Raw genomic sequence first — 18,637 nt, forward strand, 5'->3', positions numbered from 1 at the left:
TTGCTCGCGAATGCAGTGGATCAGTTACAGGTGCGCTTAATGACACACCGCATTCGCGAGCAAGCCCGCTCCCACATTTGATCAGCTTTGGGCTTCAGATCCGGGCATTTAGCCTTTTTTCTTGTAGGCCACGCAATCGATCTCGACCTTGCAGTCCACCATCATGTTGGCCTGCACGCAGGCGCGCGCCGGGGCGTGTTCCGGGGTGAAGTATTCACCGAACACCTTGTTGAAACTCCAGAAATCCCGTGGGTCTTCCAGCCAGACGCCGACGCGCACCACATCTTTCAATTCGTAACCGGCCTCTTCGAGGATCGCCACCACGTTGCGCATGGTCTGGCGGGTCTGTTCGATGATGCCGCCGTTGATGATTTCACCGTCCACCGCTGGCACCTGGCCCGAGACGTAGAGCCAGCCGTCCGCTTCCACCGCGCGGGCGAAAGGACGTGGCTGGCCACCGCCGGCGGTGCTGCCGGTGCCGTAACGAGTAATGCTCATAAATATATCTCCTGCTAATAAATCGATTAAAAACGAATGTTCTTCAAAAACTCCGCCAGGCGCGGCGATTGCGGCCGCTCGAAGATGTCCTTCGAGGTGCCCTGCTCTTCAATGCGGCCCTGGTTCATGAACACGATCTTGTCAGACACTTCATAGGCAAAGCGCATTTCGTGGGTGACCAGCAACATGGTCATGCCCTCTTCCGCCAGGCCCTTGATCACGCTGAGCACCTCCCCGACCAGTTCCGGGTCGAGGGCCGAGGTAACTTCGTCGAACAGCATCAGGCTGGGATTCATCGCAATCGCGCGGGCAATCGCCACACGCTGCTGCTGGCCACCCGAGAGTTGCCCCGGGAAGTGATTGCGCCGCTCCAGCAGGCCGACGCGGTCGAGCCATTTTTCGGCGAGGGCCACGGCCTCGTCCTTGCCCATCTTCTTGACCTTGAGCAGGCCGAGGGTCACGTTCTGCAACGCGGTCAAATGCGGGAACAGATTGAATTGCTGGAACGCCATGCCCGTCATCGCGCGGTGCTGGGCAATCACCCGCTCGGGGTGACGCACGCGTTTGCCGGCAATCTCGCTGTAGCCGATGGACTCGCCATCCAGGGTGATCTGGCCGCCCTGGAATTCCTCCAGCAGGTTGACGCAGCGCAGCAGCGTGGTCTTGCCCGAGCCGCTGGAGCCGATCAATGTCACCACGTTGCCGCGCTGCATGGACAGGTCGACGCCCTTGAGCACTTCGACCTGGCCGTATTGCTTGCGCAGGCCACGGATGTTCAGCAGCGGTTGGTTGGTTTGAGGTTGGTTCATGGCAAGGCCACCCGCTTTTCAATGTAGCGCCCGAATAACTCGATGGCGTAGTTGATGACAAAGAACATAAAGCCTGCGAACAGGTAGAACTCCAGGGTCATGAAGGTGCGTGCGATCACCTGTTGGGTGCTCAGCAGCAATTCGGCCACGCCGATTACCGACAGCAAGGTCGAGGCCTTGACGATTTCCGTGGAGGAGTTGACCCAGGTCGGCAGGATCTGGCGCAGCGCCTGGGGCAACAGCACGTAGCCCAGGGACTGGTAAAACGTCAGGCCGATGGCCTTGCCCGCTTCCAGTTGCCCACGGGGAATGGCTTGCAGCGCGCCGCGCACGATTTCCGAGACGTGGGACCCGCAGAACAGCGTGAGCCCGACGGCACCGGCCTGGAATGCGCTGATCTGCCAACCGAGCGCCGGCAGCATGTAGAAGCACGCCAACACCAGCACAAACACCGGCGTGCCACGGATCAGGTCGACATACAGGCGAAACGGCGCGCGCATCCAGAATTTGCCGTAGGTCAGGATCAACCCGGCGACGATACCGATCAGCGTGCCGAAAATAATCGCCAGTGCCGAGACATACACACTGGCCTGGAACCCCGCCCAGAGGGTGTCCCGGGCGATCCACAACTCATGCAACCAGCTGGGGGATTCGTACATGGAAACCTTCCTTAACGACGGATCGCCAGACGCTGTTCCAGGTAACGGAGCAGCATGGCAATGAGGTAACAGGCAGCCACGTAGAGCGCGGTCGTGACCAGCCAGGTTTCAATCACCCGGTAGCTTTCGACGTTGATCTTGCGGGCGTAATAAGTCAGCTCGGGCACCGCAATGGCAGCGGCCAGCGAGGTGTCCTTGAACAGCGAAATAAAGTTGTTCGACAGGGCTGGCAGCACGTTGCGCAACATCACCGGCACGGTGATATAGGCACGGATGCGCCATTCGCCCAGACCGATGGCCAGGCCGGCTTCACGCAAGCCCTTGGGAATATTCAACAGCCCGGCACGGAACACTTCGGTCAGGTAAGCCCCGGCGTACAACGACAAGGTGATGATGAACGAGGGGATCTTGTCCAGGCGGATACCCAGGCTGGGCAGCGCGAAGTAGATCAACAGGATCAGCACCAGGATCGGCGTATTGCGGATCACCGTCACATACACCGAGGCGAGCACACGCAACACCTTGTGTTTGGACAGCATGGCAAATGCCATCAACAGGCCGATCACGCAACCGATGGCGATCGAAAGAAGCGCCAGCTCGAGGCCCAGGCCGAGCCCCGCCAGCAAGCTGGGGAAGTCGCGCCACACGGCGGCAAAGTTCAACTGATAGTTCATGGTCGGCAGTACCTGAATGGGGCGCCGTCAGCGACGCCCCAGCGTTTACGAATTACTTGAACTCAACCGGGAAGCCGATCGCCGGTTCTGGCAGATCCACACCGAACCATTGCTTGAACGAGGCCTTGTAGGTCGGGAACTCCACGCCGGTCATGGCTTCATGCAGCGCGGTGTTGACGAAGTTCAGCCAGTCCTGGTCGCCACGCTTGACGGCGCACGCGTAGGTTTGCGGGCTCCAGGCGTAGGTCGGGCTGCGGTAGCGGCCGGGGTTCTGCACCATCAGGTATTTGACCGAGGACTGGTCGGTGGCGGCGGCATCGGCGCGGCCGGAGTTCACCGCCTGGTACATCAGGTCGACGCTGTCGTACTGGTCGACCTTGGCCTTGGGCAGGGCCTGGTGCACCAGTTCCTCGGCGTAGACGTTCTGCAGCACGGCGACGGTGACGCCATCACCGGCGGCCTGCAGGTCTTCGATTTCCTTGTATTTGCTGTTGTTCGGCAGCAGCAGGCCCACACCTTCACGGTAGTAAGGCAGGGTGAACGCCACTTGCTGCGCACGGCTGGCGGTGACGGTGATGAACTGGCAACTCATGTCGACCTTGTCGGTCAGCAGGTTGGGAATCCGTGCGTCGGACGACTGCACCACAAACTCGACCTTGCTCGGGTCGTTGAACAGACCCTTGGCCACAATGCGGCCGATATCGATATCAAACCCCTGCAACTTGCCATCCGCTCCCTGGAAGTGCCACGGCGCATTGGTACTGCCTGTACCCACGATCAGGTGCCCACGCTTGAGCACATCATCGAGCTTGCTGTCCGCCGCCTGCACTACGCTGGCGAGGGAAGCCGATGCGGCGAAGAGAAAAACACACGCTTTAAACACGGAAGGTCGGTGATGCATGACAAGCACTCCAGGAGTTGTGTATTCCGCTATACCGGAACTTAGTATGTAACAACGGAATAGACAGCAGAAAGTGTGCCACACGCGGTAACAGAAAAATATGAGAAGACTAAATTGCTTATAAATCAGCTAGATGAACACTCGCGATTCAACAGGCGTTGCGCCACCACCTGAAATCATTTTGCTACCCAAGGCCCCATACGCCGGTGACAGCCACCGGCCCGTGCGCCACAACGGTGTTACCCCGCACCATCACGGTGCACGGCAGGCATGGAAAAATCGCGGCGCTCGGCTAGCCTTGATCCAATGTCTACACGCCCCGCTGCAGGAGCCCGGTTCGCCGGCGAAAATCGTCAACGCTGACGCCGGCGCCGACAGATGGGCGCCATTTGGTTGAGAGGGTCTATGTCGATAAAAGTCTGTCTTGTCGCGGGTTTGCTGACGTTGCTGGTGGCTGGCAACGCTGCGGCCAGTAACGACCGCCGTGAATGCAAGGAAGAACTGCGCAAGCTCAACGATGCCTTGAGCACCAACTACACCAGCCAGAATCATCACGGTTACCGCCAGGCGAAAGCCTCGCGGGACAACCTGGAATACAAGAAATGCGCGAGCCAGGCCCGCAAGGCGCGCGAGCGGGTGGAGCGCGACGATGACCTGTGAAGGTTGACAGTAGACGCAGGTGATATCCCAGCTTAGCGTTGGCAACACACCCACGCGGCCTGAAGGGAGATGACCATGGGAGTGGCCACGCAAAAAATTTCCAATGCGCAGGAGTTTGCCAGGGTACTTAACACACCACGCCCGGTGTTCATTCTGTTTGTTAGCGAACACTGCGCTGCCTGTGCGACTGCAGGGCCGCTATTTGCCAGGACGGCCGGCAGGCATCCCTGGATCGTCAGCCTGATACTCGATTGCGCGCACACGCCGAGGCACCCTGATGTGACGGGCACCCCGACATTACTGATCTACCTGAACGGAACCCTGGTAGACAAACTCAAAGGTTTCGGCCCTGAAGAAGAACAAGTGCAGTGTGTGCAGGCCTTGTTCAGCCGCTATGACCGCAGCCTGCGTGCAAAAGCACCTGCGTCACCCGGCGCTCCTCCACTGCGGCTACCGTCAGACGCCAGCCCTCATGCTCCAGGCTATCGCCCACCACCGGCAGGCGGTCGAGCAGGCTCATCACCAAACCCGCCAGGGTTTGATAATCCTCGGTTGCGGCAGCCTTGAAACCGGTGCGCTGACGCACCAGGTTCAGGTTCAAGGCGCCATTGGCACGGTAGCCACCCGCTTCCTCGACAATGTCCGGGCCCTCGACTTCACTGGCGTCCGGCAACTCACCGGCGATGGATTCAAGGATGTCGGTCATGCTCAGCACCCCCATGAAGTCGCCGAATTCGTTGATCACGAAGGCGATATGGGTCGACTCCTGACGCATCTGCTCCAGCGCGTTGAGAATCGAAAAACTCTCGAGCAAGTTGATCGCGCGGCGCGCCAGGTGCTCCAGGTTCGGCTCGTTGCCGGCCAGGTATTCCTTGAGCAACTCCTTCTTGTGCACAAAGCCCAAAGGCTCATCGACATCGCCGTTGCGGATCAACGGCAACCGCGAGTAAGACGAATGCATCAGTTTCAGGCGGATAGTCTCGGGATCGTCCGCCAGGTCAATACAGTCGACCTTGGCCCGCGGCGTCATCAGTGTGCGAATCGGCCGCTCGGCCAGTTGCAGCACACCGCTGATCATCACGCGCTCACGCCGATCGAACAGCGGACCCTGTGCAGCATCCGGCTCGCCCAGCAGGTCGGCAACCTCTTCACCGACCTCCTCCACCGCCAGGCTGCGACCGCCGAGCAAGCGCATCACCGCGTGCGCGGTACGCTCGCGCACCGGCAGCACACCTTGTGCAGACTTCTTGCGACGTGCGCGGGCAATCTGGTTGAACACCTCAATCAGGATCGAGAAACCAATCGCCGCGTACAGATAGCCTTTCGGGATGTGGAAGCCCAGGCCTTCGGCGGTCAGCGCGAAGCCGATCATCATCAAAAAGCCCAGGCACAGCATGATCACCGTCGGGTGCGCGTTGACGAATCGCGTCAGCGGCTTGCTCGCCACGATCATCAGGCCGATGGACACGATCACCGCGATCATCATGACCGCCAGCTCATCCACCATGCCCACGGCGGTAATCACCGCGTCGAGGGAGAACACCGCGTCAAGCACCACGATCTGCGCCACGATCGGCCAGAACATCGCATAAGCCACATTGCCGGAGCGCTGCGCCACATGCCCTTCGAGGCGTTCGTGCAATTCCATGGTGGCCTTGAACAACAGGAACACACCGCCAAACAGCATGATCAGGTCACGCCCCGAGAAGCTCTTGTCGAACACCTCGAACAACGGCTGGGTCAGGGTGACCAGCCAGGAAATACTCGCCAGCAAGCCCAGGCGCATCAGCAGCGCCAGCGACAAACCGATCAAGCGCGCACGGTCGCGCTGCTCCGGTGGCAGTTTGTCCGCCAGGATCGCGATAAACACCAGATTGTCGATACCCAGCACCAGTTCCAGCACAATCAAGGTCAACAGGCCGAGCCAGGCCGTTGGATCCGCTAACCATTCCATTTATAGAGTCTCTTTACAGGTTTCAGAATGCCGGGCACGGCAAGGCGCGATCGGTGGATGACCGGGACAAGGTTAGCAAGCGATATACGGGGTGCTTCAGCGGGAACAGCAACAGCGGATGTCTTGGGGAAAGACGACTGGGAGGCTCCGAGAGGGTGTTCATGCAAGTCCTGAAATGACAAAAGGACTTGAATCCTACAGCCGAAATACAAATTTCCTACAACGCAAAACTATTACAAGATCTGTACACCAAGCCAACACAAAACCCATTTAGCAGCGGGCTTGCTGGCGAGTGCGGTGTGTCAGTCATCACATGAATTAACTGAATCACCGCCTTCGCGAGCAAGCCCGCTCCCACATTTTGCCCTGCATCGCGTCAGCTTTTACGGGTAGCATCATCCAGCGCCAAAATCGTATGCGCATTGGTCACCGTCGTCGCCAGCGTATTAATCACCCCCGACCGCAACGCCCCCAGCGTCGCCGCCGCCTTGGTGTTCTCGCTGGCAATCGCCACCACGTCTGGAATCCGAAACAGCTCCTGCACCGTCAACCCGATCACCCGCCCCTGAATCGCGTTGACCGCCGGCTGGCCGTGAATATCAATAAAGTCGTAACCCATCATGTCGCCCACAGTGCCGGACAACCGCGCCTGGGCAATTTCCTGGGGCGAGAACCAGCCCATGCGCACCATGTTGCTGTTCTCGCTCATGTCGCCAATACCGATCAAGGCGATATCGGCACGCCGCGCCCGGTCGAGGGTCGAGCGCACCGTGTCGTTATTGATCAACACCCCGCGCAGCTCCGGGTTGGCCACCAGGGCTGGGGCGTACAGGCTTTCGCTTTCACCGCCAAACCGCAGCGCCAGGCGCCGGCAGATATGGTCGGGGTTCATGTATTCGCCCGCCTTGAGCGAACCGCCGATCGCACAGACAAACGTGCAGTTGCGCGTCACCGGCAGGAACACGTTATCGGCCACCGCACCGACGTTGCGCCCCATGCCCACGGCGACAATCATGCCGTCGCTGAGCGTCTTGTTCAGGTAGTTGGCGACCAGGCTGGCGACGGCCGAGCGCTGGGTGTCGGGCTCACTGTGATCGACGGCGATCAACGCGCGATCCAGCTTGAAGCGCTTGACCAGGGCCTGCTCCAGCTCGTTGTTCATGGCCGGATGCTGCAACACGCGCACCTCGACAATGCCCTCATCGCGTGCACGCTTGAGCAGGCGACTGACCTTTGCGCGTGACAGGTCGAAGCGCTTGGCGATGGCTTCCTGAGTGACGTTCTCAAGGTAATAGAGCATCGCCACTTCGGTCATCTGATCGATATCGCTGGCTATGCGCTGGGTACTGTCACTCATGGGGACGGGCTTCCGTTTCGGCGTCAAAGGCGCATTCTCCCGACTCTTGCCCCGTTTAGTCCACTACTGATGCCCATCGCGCTCGATTGCATTGATGCGCTCGACCTTGGCCCCGGAACGCGCCGCCTCGAACTCCGACTCCAGGAACGACTTGACGATGCTCTTGGCCAGCTCGGCGCCGATTACCCGCGCACCGATGGACAGGATCTGCGCATCGTTGCTCTTGCGTGCACGCTCCGCCGAATAGGTGTCATGGGCCTGGGCCGCGCGGATGCCCAGCACCTTGTTGGCCGAAATGGCCATGCCGATCCCGGTGCCGCACACCAGCACGCCCAGCCGCTGCTGCCCGGCATTGATCGCAGTGGCCACGGCCAGGGCGATGTCCGGATAAAGCACGGGCGCAGTGGAATGGGTGCCGAAGTCGGTCACCGGATAGCCCAGCGCCTCGATATGGCGCTTCAACAGCTCTTTGAGCTCAAAACCTGCTTCATCGCATCCGATAGCCACCGGGAAAGGTGTGTTCATGGCGTCTGGCTCCGCTGCCGTGATCGTATTTATGTCTGATCAAATGATCATTCAGTGAAATTCCGCTCAGACATTTCGCGGCCATCCAACCCCCTATGTCAAGCATGATTTAACTGACCCTGCAGTCAAAGGCGTCAAAAACGGCCTTATAGACCGCCAAGATGAGAATCATCGCTTTTACATGAAAGAGATTGACTGATCAGAATTTCATTTGATACACATATGATCACAGCGAAACATGACTGTGCGACCTAATAAGAATTCACAGCACGAGGACACGCCGATGGCCACGCCATTACTGCTCCAGGCTGAACACGTCGCCAAGGCTTACGCCGGGGTCCCTGCCCTGCGTGACGGGCGCCTCTCTCTGCGGGCCGGCAGCGTCCACGCCCTGTGCGGCGGCAATGGCGCAGGCAAATCGACATTCCTGAGCATCTTGATGGGCATCACCCAGCGTGATGCCGGCAGCATTCTGCTCAACGGCACGCCGGTGCAGTTCAACCGCCCGAGTGAAGCGCTGGCGGCGGGGATCGCGATGATCACCCAGGAACTGGAACCCATCCCCTACATGACCGTTGCCGAAAACATCTGGCTGGGCCGTGAACCGCGCCGCGCCGGTTGCATCGTCGACAACAAGACCCTGAACCGCCGCACCCGCGAGTTGCTCGACAGCCTGGAGTTCGAGGTCGACGCCACCAGCCCCATGCACCGCCTGAGCGTCGCGCAGATCCAACTGGTGGAAATCGCCAAGGCCTTCAGCCATGACTGCCAGGTGATGATCATGGATGAGCCCACTTCGGCCATCGGTGAACGCGAGGCAGAGACCCTGTTCAAGGCCATTCGCCGCCTGACTGCCCGGGGCGCCGGCATCGTGTATGTGTCGCACCGCCTGAGCGAACTGGCGCAGATCGCCGATGACTACAGCATCTTTCGCGACGGCGCCTTTGTCGAAAGCGGGCGCATGGCCGATATCGACCGCAACCACCTCGTGCGCGGCATCGTCGGCCAGGAACTGACCCGCATCGACCACAAGGTCGGCCGCGAATGCGCCGCCGACACCTGCCTGCAAGTCGACAACCTGAGCCGCGCCGGTGAGTTCCACGACATCAGCCTGCAACTGCGCCAGGGTGAAATCCTCGGCATCTACGGCTTGATGGGTTCGGGGCGCAGCGAGTTCCTCAACTGCATCTACGGCCTCACGGTCGCGGACTCCGGCAGCGTGACCCTGCAAGGCAAGCCCATGCCCATCGGACTGCCCAAGGCGACCATCAGTGCCGGCATGTCGCTGGTCACCGAAGACCGCAAGGACAGCGGCCTGGTGCTCACCGGCAGCATTCTTTCCAACATTGCCCTGTCGGCCTACAAGCGCCTGTCGAGCTGGTCGCTGATCAATGCGCGCAAGGAAACCCAACTGGCCCAGGACATGGTCAAGCGCCTGCAGATCAAGACCACTTCCCTGGAATTGCCGGTGGCGTCCATGAGCGGTGGCAACCAACAGAAAGTGGTACTCGCCAAATGCCTGTCCACCGAACCGGTGTGCCTGCTGTGTGACGAACCGACCCGCGGGATCGACGAGGGCGCCAAGCAGGAGATCTACCACCTGCTCGACCAGTTCGTACGCGCCGGTGGCGCGGCCATCGTGGTGTCGTCGGAAGCACCGGAGCTGCTGCATCTGAGTGATCGCATCGCCGTATTCAAGGGCGGCCGGCTGGTGACCATCAGCACCGACACCGCCCTTTCCCAGGAAGCCTTGTTGAGTCTTGCCTCATGAATGCCAAAACCCTGTCCACACCCGCCGCCGCACCTATTGCCACACCCCGCAATCGCCTGCGCCTGTCCCTCGACCGTTTCGGCCTGCCGCTGGTATTCATCTTGCTGTGCGTGGTGATGGCGTTCTCCAGCGAATACTTCATGACCTGGCGCAACTGGATGGACATCCTGCGCCAGACCTCCATCAACGGCATCCTCGCGGTGGGCATGACCTACGTGATCCTGACCAAGGGCATCGACTTGTCGGTGGGCTCGATCCTGGCCTTTGCCGGACTGTGCAGCGCCATGGTCGCCACCCAGGGTTACGGCCTGCTCGCGGCGGTCAGCGCCGGGATGTTTGCCGGGGCGATGCTCGGCGTGGTGAACGGTTTCATGGTCGCCAACCTGTCGATCCCGCCGTTCGTGGCCACCCTGGGCATGCTCAGCATTGCGCGGGGCATGACCTTCATCCTCAACGATGGCAGCCCGATCACCGATCTGCCCGACACCTACCTGGCGCTGGGAATCGGCAAGATCGGTCCGATCGGCGTGCCGATCATCATCTTCGCCGTGGTCGCGCTGATCTTCTGGATGGTACTGCGCTACACCACCTACGGCCGCTATGTGTACGCAGTGGGCGGCAATGAAAAGAGCGCACGCACCTCAGGCATCGGCGTGCGCAAGGTGATGTTTTCGGTTTACGTGGTCTCGGGCCTGCTCGCCGGACTGGCTGGCGTGGTGCTGTCGGCCCGCACCACCTCGGCCCTGCCCCAGGCCGGGGTTTCCTACGAACTGGACGCGATTGCCGCCGTGGTGATCGGCGGTACGAGCTTGTCGGGGGGCACCGGCAGCATTGTCGGCACGTTGTTCGGCGCACTGTTGATCGGCGTGATCAACAACGGGCTGAACCTGCTCGGCGTGTCCTCTTATTACCAGCAGGTCGCCAAGGGCCTGATCATCGTGTTCGCAGTACTGATCGACGTGTGGCGCAAGAAAAAACGCTAGAGAACGACCCACAACAATAACCGGAGTTCTACTCATGAAACTTGGTACCACCTTGGCCGCCACAGCGGCTTTCTCCCTGCTCTCCTGCAGTATCGCCATGGCTGCCGACGGCAAGACCTACAAAATCGGTGCCGCCGTCTACGGCCTCAAGGGCCAGTTCATGCAGAACTGGGTACGCGAGCTGAAAGAACACCCGGCGGTCAAGGACGGCACCGTGCAGCTGACGGTGTTCGACGGCAACTATGACGCCCTGACCCAGAACAACCAGATCGAAAACATGGTGACCCAGCGCTACGACGCCATTCTGTTTGTGCCCATCGACACCAAGGCCGGCGTCGGCACCGTGAAGCAAGCCATGAGCAACGACGTGGTGGTCATCGCCTCGAACACGAAAGTAGCCGATGCCGCTGTGCCGTACGTGGGTAACGACGATGTGGAAGGCGGCCGCCTGCAGGCCCAGGCGATGGTCGACAAGCTCAATGGCAAAGGCAACGTGGTGATCATCCAGGGCCCGATCGGCCAGTCGGCGCAAATCGACCGGGAAAAAGGCGAGCTGGAAGTGCTGGGCAAGCACCCGGACATCAAGATCATCGAGAAAAAGACCGCCAACTGGGACCGTGCGCAGGCGCTGACCCTGACCGAAGACTGGCTGAACGCGCACCCCAAAGGCATCAACGGCGTGATCGCGCAAAACGACGACATGGCCCTCGGCGCCGTACAGGCGTTGAAGTCTCACGGGCTGACTTCCAAAGACGTGCCGGTGACCTCCATCGACGGCATGCCGGACGCGATCCAGGCCGCAAAAAAAGACGAAGTCACCACCTTCCTGCAGGACGCCCAAGCCCAATCCCAAGGCGCACTGGACGTGGCGTTGCGCGCCCTGGCCGGCAAGGACTACAAGCCGCAATCGGTGATCTGGGAGCGTTACGCCAAGGACGTGAAATGGGCTGACGGCACCGCCAAGAATTACATCCTGCCGTGGGTGCCAGTGACGAATGCCAACGCCGATGCGCTGTACAAACAAGTCAGCGGCGGTAAGTAGCTTTCACCCTGAAATAGGGTCAAGTGCGGGAGCCGGCTTGCCTGCGATGGCATCACCTCGGTTTGACTGAAAGACCGAGTCGCTTGCATCGCAAGCCAGCTCCCACATTGGATCTCCAGCGCTTTCGATAAAGGAGTCATGCATGTCTGGATTCTGGAACCAAGCCTTCGACCTCACCGGCCGGTGTGCAGTGATCACCGGTGGCGCCGCCGGGATCGGCCTGGCCTGCGCCACCCTGCTGGCGGAACGCGGCGCCCGCGTGGCGTTGCTCGACCGCGACCCCGCCGTGGCTGAAGTGGCCGCCAGCCTGGGCGCCGGGCACTTGGGCATTGCCGTTGATCTCAGCCAGATCGGCCAGATACAAACCACCGTCGATAGCGTATTCGAACACTTCCAACGCCTCGATTACCTGATCAACAGCGCCGGCGTGGCGCTCCTGGACAAGGCTATTGATGTCAGCGAAAGCGCGTGGGACACCACCCTGGACATCAACCTCAAGGCCAGCTTTTTTGTCGCCCAGGCCTGCGCCAAGCACATGCTCGCCAACGGCGGCGGGCGCATCGTCAACCTTGCTTCGCAGGCTGCCGTGATTGGCCTGGACCGCCACGTCGCCTACTGCGCGAGCAAAGCGGCCATTGTCGGCATGACCAAGGTATTGGCGATGGAATGGGCGCCGCACATCAACGTCAACGCCATCTCCCCGACCATCGTCGAGACCGCGCTGGGTAAAAAAGCCTGGGCCGGTGAAGTCGGCGAAAAAGCCAAATTGCAGATCCCGGCGGGCCGTTTTGCCCAGCCGGAGGAAATCGCCGGGCTGGCGTTGTACCTGCTCAGCGACGCCGCGCAGATGGTCACCGGCGCCAACATGGTGATCGACGGCGGCTACAGCATTCAGTAATTCATTTTTTGTCGTGAGGTTTTGTCATGTCCACCGTCACCGAACGCACCCCCGAACAACTGTCACCGGTCATCCCGAAAACCATGCAGGCCGTGGTCTGTCACGGCCCTGAAGATTACCGCCTGGAAACCGTCGACGTGCCCACGCCCGGCCCCGACGAGATTCTTACCAAAGTCGAGTTGTGCGGCATTTGCATGGGCGATATCAAGACCTATCGCGGCGCCCCCTCGTTCTGGGGTGACGCCGAGCAACCCCGCTATGTGAAACCGCCGATGATTCCCGGCCATGAATTCGTCTGCCGTGTGGTTGCCCTGGGCCCAGGCGCGGAGAAACGTGGCGTGGCGGTCGGCGACCGGGTGATCTCCGAGCAGATCGTGCCGTGCTGGGGCTGTCGCTTCTGCAACCACGGCCAATACTGGATGTGCCAGAAGCATGACCTCTATGGCTTCCAGAACAATGTGCAGGGCGCCATGGCCCAGTACATGATCTTCACCAAGGAAGGCATCATCCACAAAGTGCCAGACTCCATCGCCCCCGACGAAGCAATACTGATCGAACCGCTGGCGTGTTCGCTGCACGCGGCGGAACGCGCGAATGTGGATTTCGATGATGTGGTGGTGGTCGCTGGCGCCGGCACCCTGGGCCTGGGGATCATCGGCGCGGTGCGCATGCGCAACCCGAAAAAGCTCATCGTGCTGGACATGAAGCCCGAACGCGCTGCCCTTGCCTTGCGCATGGGCGCCGACGAGGTCTGGAACCCGGCCGAGGTCGATGTACTGGCGAAGATCCGCGAGATCACCGAAGGCTACGGTTGCGACATTTACATCGAGGCCACCGGGCACCACAAGGCCGTGAACCAGGGCCTGGCGATGCTGCGCAAGCTGGGGCGTTTCGTCGAGTTCAGCGTGTTCAATGACGAAGCCACGGTGGACTGGTCGATCATTGGCGACCGCAAGGAGCTGGACGTGCTGGGCTCGCACCTGGGCCCGTACATGTACCCGCGCGCCATCGACTTCATCGGCAACCGCAAGATCGACATGCGCGACGTGGTGACCCACAAGTTTGCGCTGGCAGACTTCAAGGAAGCGTTCGCAGTGATGGAGCGCGGCGACAAATCACTGAAGGTAGTCCTGGAACCCTGATCCACAGGCGAACACGCCCTGGCGTTGATCCATGCTGCCCCCTAGAACAAGAACACAGGAACCCGCGTTATGAATCGAGTCATCAACGATCCGGACCAAGTGGTCGAGGACATGCTGCGCGGTATTCTGGTCGCGCACCCCGAACTGCGCCAATACGAGGCCAACCCTCGGGTGATCGTCAAGGCCAGGCCTTCGGCCCAAGGCAGCGTCGGCATTGTCACCGGCGGCGGCTCGGGGCATGAACCGGCCTTTCTCGGTTACGTCGGCCCAGGCCTGGTGGATGCGGTAGCCGTCGGCGAGATCTTCTCCTCGCCCACTGCCAAGAGTTTTTTCGACGCGTTCCGCGCCGCTGACCAGGGCGCCGGCGTGGCCTGCCTCTACGGCAACTATGCCGGCGATAACATGAACGTGAAGCTGGCGATGAAAATGGCCGCCAGCAAAGACATGCGTATCCGCACCGTGGTCGCCAACGATGACGTGGCATCTGCGCCCAAGGCCGACATTGCCAAGCGCCGTGGCGTGGCCGGGGAAATCTTCATGTGGAAGATCGGCGGCGCCGCTGCGGCCCAGCACTACGACCTGGACGGGGTGATCCGGGTCGCGCAGAAAACCGTCGACCACTGCCGCTCGATTGGTATCGGCCTCACGCCGTGCACCATTGCGGCAGTGGGCAAGCCGAACTTCCAGATCCCCGACGGCCAGATGGAACTGGGCATCGGCCATCATGGCGAACCGGGTATCGAAGTGGTTCCGATCGAACCGGCCGCAGCCATGGCCGAACGCATGCTCGCGCCGATCCTCGCCGACCGTGACTTCAGCCAGGACGACAGCGTGGTGGTGCTGGTCTCGGGCCTGGGCGCCACGCCGGTCATGGAGTTGTATATTTTCTATGCCGAGGTCGAAAAACAGCTCAAGACCAAAGGCTTGAAGATTCACCGCTGCTATGTCGGCAACTACTTCACGTCTCTTGAGATGATGGGCGTGACCCTGACTTTGCTCGGCCTCGACGCCGAGTTGAAAACCCTGATCGACCAACCCTGCCGCTCCATCGGCATGACCCAGGCGGAGTGAACCATGAGCCAGCATTTTTCCACCCGTGACGGCAGCGCCATCGTCGCCGACCTGGTCAGCGTGATCGTGGCCAACCGCGAATACCTCAGCGAAGTCGACGGTGCCATTGGCGATGGCGACCATGGCATCAACATGGCCAAGGGTTTCGCCCATTGCGGGCGCACCATCGACGGCCGCCAACTGACCCTGGCCGAAGCACTCGACGAACTGACCCTCAGCCTGATGGAAGGCATCGGCGGCTCCATGGGCCCACTGTATGGCAGTCTGTTCATTGGCATGGCCGATGAAGTGCGCAACAGCGACGACATCGACGCCGCAACCTTTGCCCATTTGCTGCGCGGCGGCTTGACCTCGTTGCAGGACATTACCGAGGCGGGTGTGGGCGACAAGTGCCTGATGGACACCTTGATCCCGGCCGTCGAAGCCTTCGAGCGGGCGCATGCCTCCGGGGCCGCCTTCAGCGACGCACTGGACGCGATGAAAGCCGCCGCATCACAGGGCCGCGATTCGACCAAGGACCTGGTGGCGAAGATCGGCCGCGCCAGTCGCCTGGGCGAACGCTCCCTCGGCGTGCTGGATGCCGGGGCCGTGTCGTGCTGCCTGATCCTTACGCGCCTGGCCGATTCGGTACAGCCGCGACTGTCTGCTTGACCTGCTGGATGTACCGCGCCACCGCCGGCGCTTTTTCGAAGCGCCGGTGAATCAGCGACAGCCACGACGACGCGTCACTGCCCTGGATGCTGCGGTACACCACGCCTGGCAAACTCACATGCCCGACCATTGACGCCGGCACCACCGCCACACCCTGCCCGAGTGACACCAGCGCCACCACCGCCACCAATCCGCCGGGCTGCGGTCCGAGCCGCGGTGCATAGCCGCCTTGCGCCGCCACTTGCAAGGTACCGCTGATTTGCTCCGGCAAGATGAACGTCTCGTTTTGCAGGTGCGCGCAACCGATGGCCTTCAGCCCCAGCAGCCAGGAGTCCTGCGGCAGCGCCAAGACAAACCCTTCACTGTCCAGGCGTACCGCCTCGACACCCTCCGGCAGGGTCATGGGCGAGCGGATATAGCCGATATCGACACGCCCGTCCGCTACCGCGCCAGGCAACGTCGCCATCGCACATTCGCGCACGTTCACGCTGACATCCGGAAACGCCTGGCTGAACGCCTGGATTTGCCGCTGCAACAGGCCCGAATACACCGCCGACGCCACATAACCTAATTCGATATGACCGATCTCGCCACGGCCGGCGCGCTGGGCATTGCGCTGGGCGAACTCGAACTGGCGCACAGTCGCCTCGGCCTCGATCAACAGCGCCGCACCCGCCTCGGTGAGGCTGACTTCGCGTTGCTGGCGGACAAACAGGCGCGTGCCCAGGGTCGCCTCCATGTCCTGGATTTGCCGACTCAGGGTCGGCGGCGCAATGCCCAGTTGCTCCGCCGCGCGGGTGAAGTTTCGGTGCCGGGCAACCGCCAGGAAATAGCGGAAATGACGTATTTCCATCGCAGGATTAGCTCAAAGGTAATGAAGATCACACTGGCACCTAATAACGCCACGGTGGACCGAAGATAAGCTAGGCGCACGCTCACAGTAGAGAGACCCGCTTATGTTAGTCAAATCGCTGGTACTGGTATTGACCGGCCTGAGCCTCGCCCCCGCGGCGATGGCGAACGAACCACCCGCCAGCGTTGCCCACAAGGCAACACTGACCTTGGCCACGGCCCAGCAGATTGCGGCGCAGGCACGTAAAGTCGCCGCGGATAACGGTTGGCCCTGCGCGCTGGCAATTGTCGATGACGGCGGCTGGCCGATTCTCACCACGCGCATGGACGGTGCGCCGGTGGTCGCCGGGATCGAGCTGGCCCAAGGCAAGGCGCGCACCTCGGCGCTGTTCAAACGGCCTTCGGCCGACCTCGAAAATGCCATCAACGGTGGGCGCCCGGCGGCTGTCACAGCCGGCCTGCTGATGATGAAGGGCGCGCTGCCGATCATCCTCGAAGGCCAGGTCGTGGGCGCCCTCGGCATCAGCGCCGACACCCCGGCCCACGATGAACAGATCGCCCAGGCGGCGTTGGCGGCGGTGCAGCCATGAGCAGCGCCAGCCCACGGTTTACCTTGCTGACCGCCTCCGGGGTCTGTTCGCTGATTGTGCTCGACACCAACATCGTCGCCGTGACCCTGCCGAGCATCGCCCGCGACCTGGGGGCGAACTTTGCCGATATCGAATGGGTGGTCAGTGCCTACATGCTCGCGTTCGCCGCCCTGCTGTTGCCAGCCGGCAGCATCGCCGACCGCTTTGGTCGCAAGAAGACCCTGGTCTGGGGCCTGGGAATTTTCATCCTGGCCTCTCTCGGCTGCGGCGCGGCGCCCACTGCGCTGTGGCTGGATATCGCGCGGGCCGTCAAAGGTGTCGGCGCAGCCCTGCTCTTGACCTCGGCGCTGGCCTCCATCGGCCACACCTTCCACGACGAGGTCGAGCGCGCCAAGGCCTGGGCCTTCTGGGGCGCCTGCATGGGCGTGGCGATGACCGCCGCGCCGACGCTGGGCGGCCTGATCACCGAATACCTGGGCTGGCGCTGGATCTTCTACCTCAACCTGCCCGTGGGCCTGGTATTGATGAGCCTGGTGCTGCGCGCCATTCCAGAGTCCCGAGACACCCAGTCTGCACGCCTCGACCCGTGGGGCAGCCTGACCTTCAGCGCAAGCTTGCTGTGTTTGACCTGGGGCCTGATCGAGGCCAACCGCATCGGCTGGGACAACCCGCTGACCTATGCGCGGCTACTGGGCGGCGCAGCCTTGCTGGCTGCGTTTGTCCTCGCCGAACGCCTGCAACAACGGCCGATGGTCGACCTGCAACTGTTCCGGCATCCACGCTTCATCGGCGCGCTGCTGGGGATGTTTGCCTACGCCGGCTGCGCCCAGGTGATGATGACGCTGCTGCCGTTCTACCTGCAGAACGGCCTGGGCTTTTCCGCGATTGCTTCAGGGCTGGGCATGCTGCCCTTTGCCCTGACGATGTTGATCTGCCCAAGAATTGGCGCACGCCTGGCCAGCCGTTTTACCCCGTCGACAATAATGGCGACGGGACTCGCATTGGTCGGCAGCGGCAATTTGCTGAGCGCCTGGGCAGTGAACATCGGTGGTTACCTGCCCTTCGCCCTGGCCATTGCAGTCACGGGCGCCGGAGCGGGCCTGCTGAATGGCGACACGCAAAAAAACATCATGGCCTGCGTGCCACGAGACCGTGCTGGCATGGCCTCGGGCATGAGCACTACCATGCGTTTCAGCGCGATCATGCTGGCGATTGGCGTGTACGGGGCATTGCTGAGCAGCCATAGCGAGCAACTGCTGCGTGCGAGTCTCGACAGCCAGTGGCAGGCGCAGCTAGCGGGAATTGCCTCGCGGGTGGTGGCCGGGGACATGCCGGCGGCGATGGGCTTGTTGCCGGAGACGGCACGGGCGGTGGCACAACCACTGGCGCGGCAGGCGTTTGTCGGCGGGTTCGGCGCTGTGCTGTGGGTGGCAGGGTTGTTGGGTCTGCTGGGCGCGTTGGTGGTGGGGATGCTGATGCGAAAGCCGATTCCTGTGGTGCAACAGGCCTGCGTGCTAACGCAGAACTGAATGTGGGAGCGGGCTTGCCCGCGATGGCGCCAGTTCAGTCGGTAGAGGCATCGACTGGTACATCGCTATCG

At 61.6% G+C, this 18,637-nt stretch carries 19 protein-coding genes and 1 pseudogene; 11 read left to right on the forward strand and 9 right to left on the reverse strand.

Annotated elements, in window-relative coordinates:
• Positions 1–108 precede the first annotated feature (108 nt).
• The 5 genes from QMX97_RS27070 to QMX97_RS27090 are packed head-to-tail and all read right to left on the reverse strand — an operon-like array spanning position 109 to position 3,541.
• A complete protein-coding gene (locus QMX97_RS27070; RefSeq protein WP_032896881.1) occupies positions 109–498 on the reverse strand; it encodes a RidA family protein in 390 nt (129 codons plus the stop codon).
• A 26-nt stretch (positions 499–524) separates the two neighbouring features.
• Positions 525–1,307, reverse strand: coding sequence for an amino acid ABC transporter ATP-binding protein (locus QMX97_RS27075; protein ID WP_065907741.1), 783 nt, complete (start codon positions 1,305–1,307; stop codon positions 525–527).
• Positions 1,304–1,966, reverse strand: a complete 663-nt coding sequence (locus tag QMX97_RS27080; protein ID WP_065907739.1) for an amino acid ABC transporter permease — start codon at positions 1,964–1,966, stop codon at positions 1,304–1,306. The genes QMX97_RS27075 and QMX97_RS27080 overlap by 4 nt, the downstream gene beginning before the upstream one ends.
• 11 nt (positions 1,967–1,977) lie before the next feature.
• Complete coding sequence (locus QMX97_RS27085; RefSeq protein WP_065907738.1) at positions 1,978–2,640, reverse strand: amino acid ABC transporter permease; 663 nt, start codon at positions 2,638–2,640, stop codon at positions 1,978–1,980.
• Positions 2,641–2,692: 52 nt separating this feature from the next.
• The gene (locus QMX97_RS27090) at positions 2,693–3,541 is read right to left on the reverse strand and encodes a transporter substrate-binding domain-containing protein (protein WP_065907736.1); all 849 of its coding nucleotides are present in this window, start codon (positions 3,539–3,541) and stop codon (positions 2,693–2,695) included.
• 405 nt (positions 3,542–3,946) lie between these two features.
• On the opposite strand from QMX97_RS27090, the gene QMX97_RS27095 reads away from it, so the two are divergent.
• Both QMX97_RS27095 and QMX97_RS27100 read left to right on the forward strand, forming a co-directional pair.
• On the forward strand, positions 3,947–4,201 hold the full coding sequence (locus tag QMX97_RS27095) for a hypothetical protein (RefSeq protein WP_065907734.1): 255 nt from the start codon (positions 3,947–3,949) through the stop codon (positions 4,199–4,201).
• A gap of 75 nt (positions 4,202–4,276) precedes the next feature.
• A pseudogene (locus tag QMX97_RS27100) lies at positions 4,277–4,558 on the forward strand (thioredoxin family protein); the annotation flags it as partial.
• Between the two features lie 28 nt (positions 4,559–4,586).
• Here QMX97_RS27100 and QMX97_RS27105 read toward each other — a convergent pair.
• The 3 genes from QMX97_RS27105 to rpiB all read right to left on the reverse strand — a co-directional run bounded on the left by QMX97_RS27105 (position 4,587) and on the right by rpiB (position 8,037).
• Positions 4,587–6,155, reverse strand: coding sequence for a TerC family protein (locus QMX97_RS27105; protein ID WP_120448868.1), 1,569 nt, complete (start codon positions 6,153–6,155; stop codon positions 4,587–4,589).
• Positions 6,156–6,531: 376 nt separating this feature from the next.
• A complete protein-coding gene (locus QMX97_RS27110) occupies positions 6,532–7,512 on the reverse strand; it encodes a sugar-binding transcriptional regulator (protein ID WP_025857542.1) in 981 nt (326 codons plus the stop codon).
• A gap of 63 nt (positions 7,513–7,575) precedes the next feature.
• The gene (rpiB, locus tag QMX97_RS27115; protein WP_016969738.1) at positions 7,576–8,037 is read right to left on the reverse strand and encodes a ribose 5-phosphate isomerase B; all 462 of its coding nucleotides are present in this window, start codon (positions 8,035–8,037) and stop codon (positions 7,576–7,578) included.
• A 283-nt stretch (positions 8,038–8,320) separates the two neighbouring features.
• On the opposite strand from rpiB, the gene QMX97_RS27120 reads away from it, so the two are divergent.
• The 7 genes from QMX97_RS27120 to dhaL all read left to right on the forward strand — a co-directional run bounded on the left by QMX97_RS27120 (position 8,321) and on the right by dhaL (position 15,595).
• Positions 8,321–9,808 carry a sugar ABC transporter ATP-binding protein gene (locus tag QMX97_RS27120; protein ID WP_120448869.1) on the forward strand — a complete coding sequence of 496 codons (1,488 nt, stop codon included), beginning with the start codon at positions 8,321–8,323 and terminating at the stop codon, positions 9,806–9,808.
• On the forward strand, positions 9,805–10,791 hold the full coding sequence (locus QMX97_RS27125; protein WP_106803574.1) for an ABC transporter permease: 987 nt from the start codon (positions 9,805–9,807) through the stop codon (positions 10,789–10,791). Before QMX97_RS27120 ends, QMX97_RS27125 begins: the two co-directional genes overlap by 4 nt.
• A gap of 34 nt (positions 10,792–10,825) precedes the next feature.
• Positions 10,826–11,833 carry a substrate-binding domain-containing protein gene (locus QMX97_RS27130; protein WP_106803573.1) on the forward strand — a complete coding sequence of 336 codons (1,008 nt, stop codon included), beginning with the start codon at positions 10,826–10,828 and terminating at the stop codon, positions 11,831–11,833.
• Positions 11,834–11,975: 142 nt separating this feature from the next.
• Positions 11,976–12,731 carry an SDR family oxidoreductase gene (locus QMX97_RS27135; protein ID WP_065907725.1) on the forward strand — a complete coding sequence of 252 codons (756 nt, stop codon included), beginning with the start codon at positions 11,976–11,978 and terminating at the stop codon, positions 12,729–12,731.
• A gap of 26 nt (positions 12,732–12,757) precedes the next feature.
• Entirely contained in the window at positions 12,758–13,873 is a 1,116-nt protein-coding gene (locus tag QMX97_RS27140; RefSeq protein WP_065907723.1) for an alcohol dehydrogenase catalytic domain-containing protein, read from the forward strand.
• 69 nt (positions 13,874–13,942) lie between these two features.
• Positions 13,943–14,944: a dihydroxyacetone kinase subunit DhaK gene (locus QMX97_RS27145; protein ID WP_282397916.1), complete on the forward strand. Its 1,002-nt coding sequence runs from the start codon at positions 13,943–13,945 to the stop codon at positions 14,942–14,944.
• A 3-nt stretch (positions 14,945–14,947) separates the two neighbouring features.
• On the forward strand, positions 14,948–15,595 hold the full coding sequence (gene dhaL / locus QMX97_RS27150; protein WP_282397917.1) for a dihydroxyacetone kinase subunit DhaL: 648 nt from the start codon (positions 14,948–14,950) through the stop codon (positions 15,593–15,595).
• Here the strand turns inward: dhaL and QMX97_RS27155 are convergent.
• Entirely contained in the window at positions 15,552–16,448 is an 897-nt protein-coding gene (locus QMX97_RS27155) for a LysR substrate-binding domain-containing protein (protein ID WP_282397918.1), read from the reverse strand. The two genes, dhaL and QMX97_RS27155, sit on opposite strands and share 44 nt — an antisense overlap.
• Positions 16,449–16,608: 160 nt before the next feature.
• Between QMX97_RS27155 and QMX97_RS27160 the strand changes: the two genes are divergently transcribed.
• Both QMX97_RS27160 and QMX97_RS27165 read left to right on the forward strand, forming a co-directional pair.
• On the forward strand, positions 16,609–17,037 hold the full coding sequence (locus QMX97_RS27160; protein ID WP_256595156.1) for a heme-binding protein: 429 nt from the start codon (positions 16,609–16,611) through the stop codon (positions 17,035–17,037).
• Positions 17,034–18,566, forward strand: a complete 1,533-nt coding sequence (locus QMX97_RS27165) for an MFS transporter (RefSeq protein ID WP_282397919.1) — start codon at positions 17,034–17,036, stop codon at positions 18,564–18,566. Before QMX97_RS27160 ends, QMX97_RS27165 begins: the two co-directional genes overlap by 4 nt.
• The last annotated feature ends 71 nt before the right edge of the window (positions 18,567–18,637 follow it).

This window comes from Pseudomonas sp. PS01298 (assembly GCF_029959745.1).
In the GTDB taxonomy this organism is placed as follows: domain Bacteria; phylum Pseudomonadota; class Gammaproteobacteria; order Pseudomonadales; family Pseudomonadaceae; genus Aquipseudomonas; species Aquipseudomonas aylmerensis.

Coding starts and splice junctions, on each gene's coding strand:
- QMX97_RS27085 (WP_065907738.1), bottom strand. CDS start 2,640: ATGAACTATCAGTTGAACTTTGCCGCCGTGTGGCGCGACTTCCCCAGC.
- QMX97_RS27075 (WP_065907741.1), bottom strand. CDS start 1,307: ATGAACCAACCTCAAACCAACCAACCGCTGCTGAACATCCGTGGCCTG.
- QMX97_RS27090 (WP_065907736.1), bottom strand. CDS start 3,541: ATGCATCACCGACCTTCCGTGTTTAAAGCGTGTGTTTTTCTCTTCGCC.
- QMX97_RS27130 (WP_106803573.1), top strand. CDS start 10,826: ATGAAACTTGGTACCACCTTGGCCGCCACAGCGGCTTTCTCCCTGCTC.
- QMX97_RS27110 (WP_025857542.1), bottom strand. CDS start 7,512: ATGAGTGACAGTACCCAGCGCATAGCCAGCGATATCGATCAGATGACC.
- QMX97_RS27140 (WP_065907723.1), top strand. CDS start 12,758: ATGTCCACCGTCACCGAACGCACCCCCGAACAACTGTCACCGGTCATC.
- QMX97_RS27145 (WP_282397916.1), top strand. CDS start 13,943: ATGAATCGAGTCATCAACGATCCGGACCAAGTGGTCGAGGACATGCTG.
- QMX97_RS27165 (WP_282397919.1), top strand. CDS start 17,034: ATGAGCAGCGCCAGCCCACGGTTTACCTTGCTGACCGCCTCCGGGGTC.
- QMX97_RS27135 (WP_065907725.1), top strand. CDS start 11,976: ATGTCTGGATTCTGGAACCAAGCCTTCGACCTCACCGGCCGGTGTGCA.
- QMX97_RS27070 (WP_032896881.1), bottom strand. CDS start 498: ATGAGCATTACTCGTTACGGCACCGGCAGCACCGCCGGCGGTGGCCAG.
- rpiB (WP_016969738.1), bottom strand. CDS start 8,037: ATGAACACACCTTTCCCGGTGGCTATCGGATGCGATGAAGCAGGTTTT.
- QMX97_RS27160 (WP_256595156.1), top strand. CDS start 16,609: ATGGCGAACGAACCACCCGCCAGCGTTGCCCACAAGGCAACACTGACC.
- QMX97_RS27095 (WP_065907734.1), top strand. CDS start 3,947: ATGTCGATAAAAGTCTGTCTTGTCGCGGGTTTGCTGACGTTGCTGGTG.
- QMX97_RS27105 (WP_120448868.1), bottom strand. CDS start 6,155: ATGGAATGGTTAGCGGATCCAACGGCCTGGCTCGGCCTGTTGACCTTG.
- QMX97_RS27125 (WP_106803574.1), top strand. CDS start 9,805: ATGAATGCCAAAACCCTGTCCACACCCGCCGCCGCACCTATTGCCACA.
- QMX97_RS27080 (WP_065907739.1), bottom strand. CDS start 1,966: ATGTACGAATCCCCCAGCTGGTTGCATGAGTTGTGGATCGCCCGGGAC.
- QMX97_RS27155 (WP_282397918.1), bottom strand. CDS start 16,448: ATGGAAATACGTCATTTCCGCTATTTCCTGGCGGTTGCCCGGCACCGA.
- QMX97_RS27120 (WP_120448869.1), top strand. CDS start 8,321: ATGGCCACGCCATTACTGCTCCAGGCTGAACACGTCGCCAAGGCTTAC.
- dhaL (WP_282397917.1), top strand. CDS start 14,948: ATGAGCCAGCATTTTTCCACCCGTGACGGCAGCGCCATCGTCGCCGAC.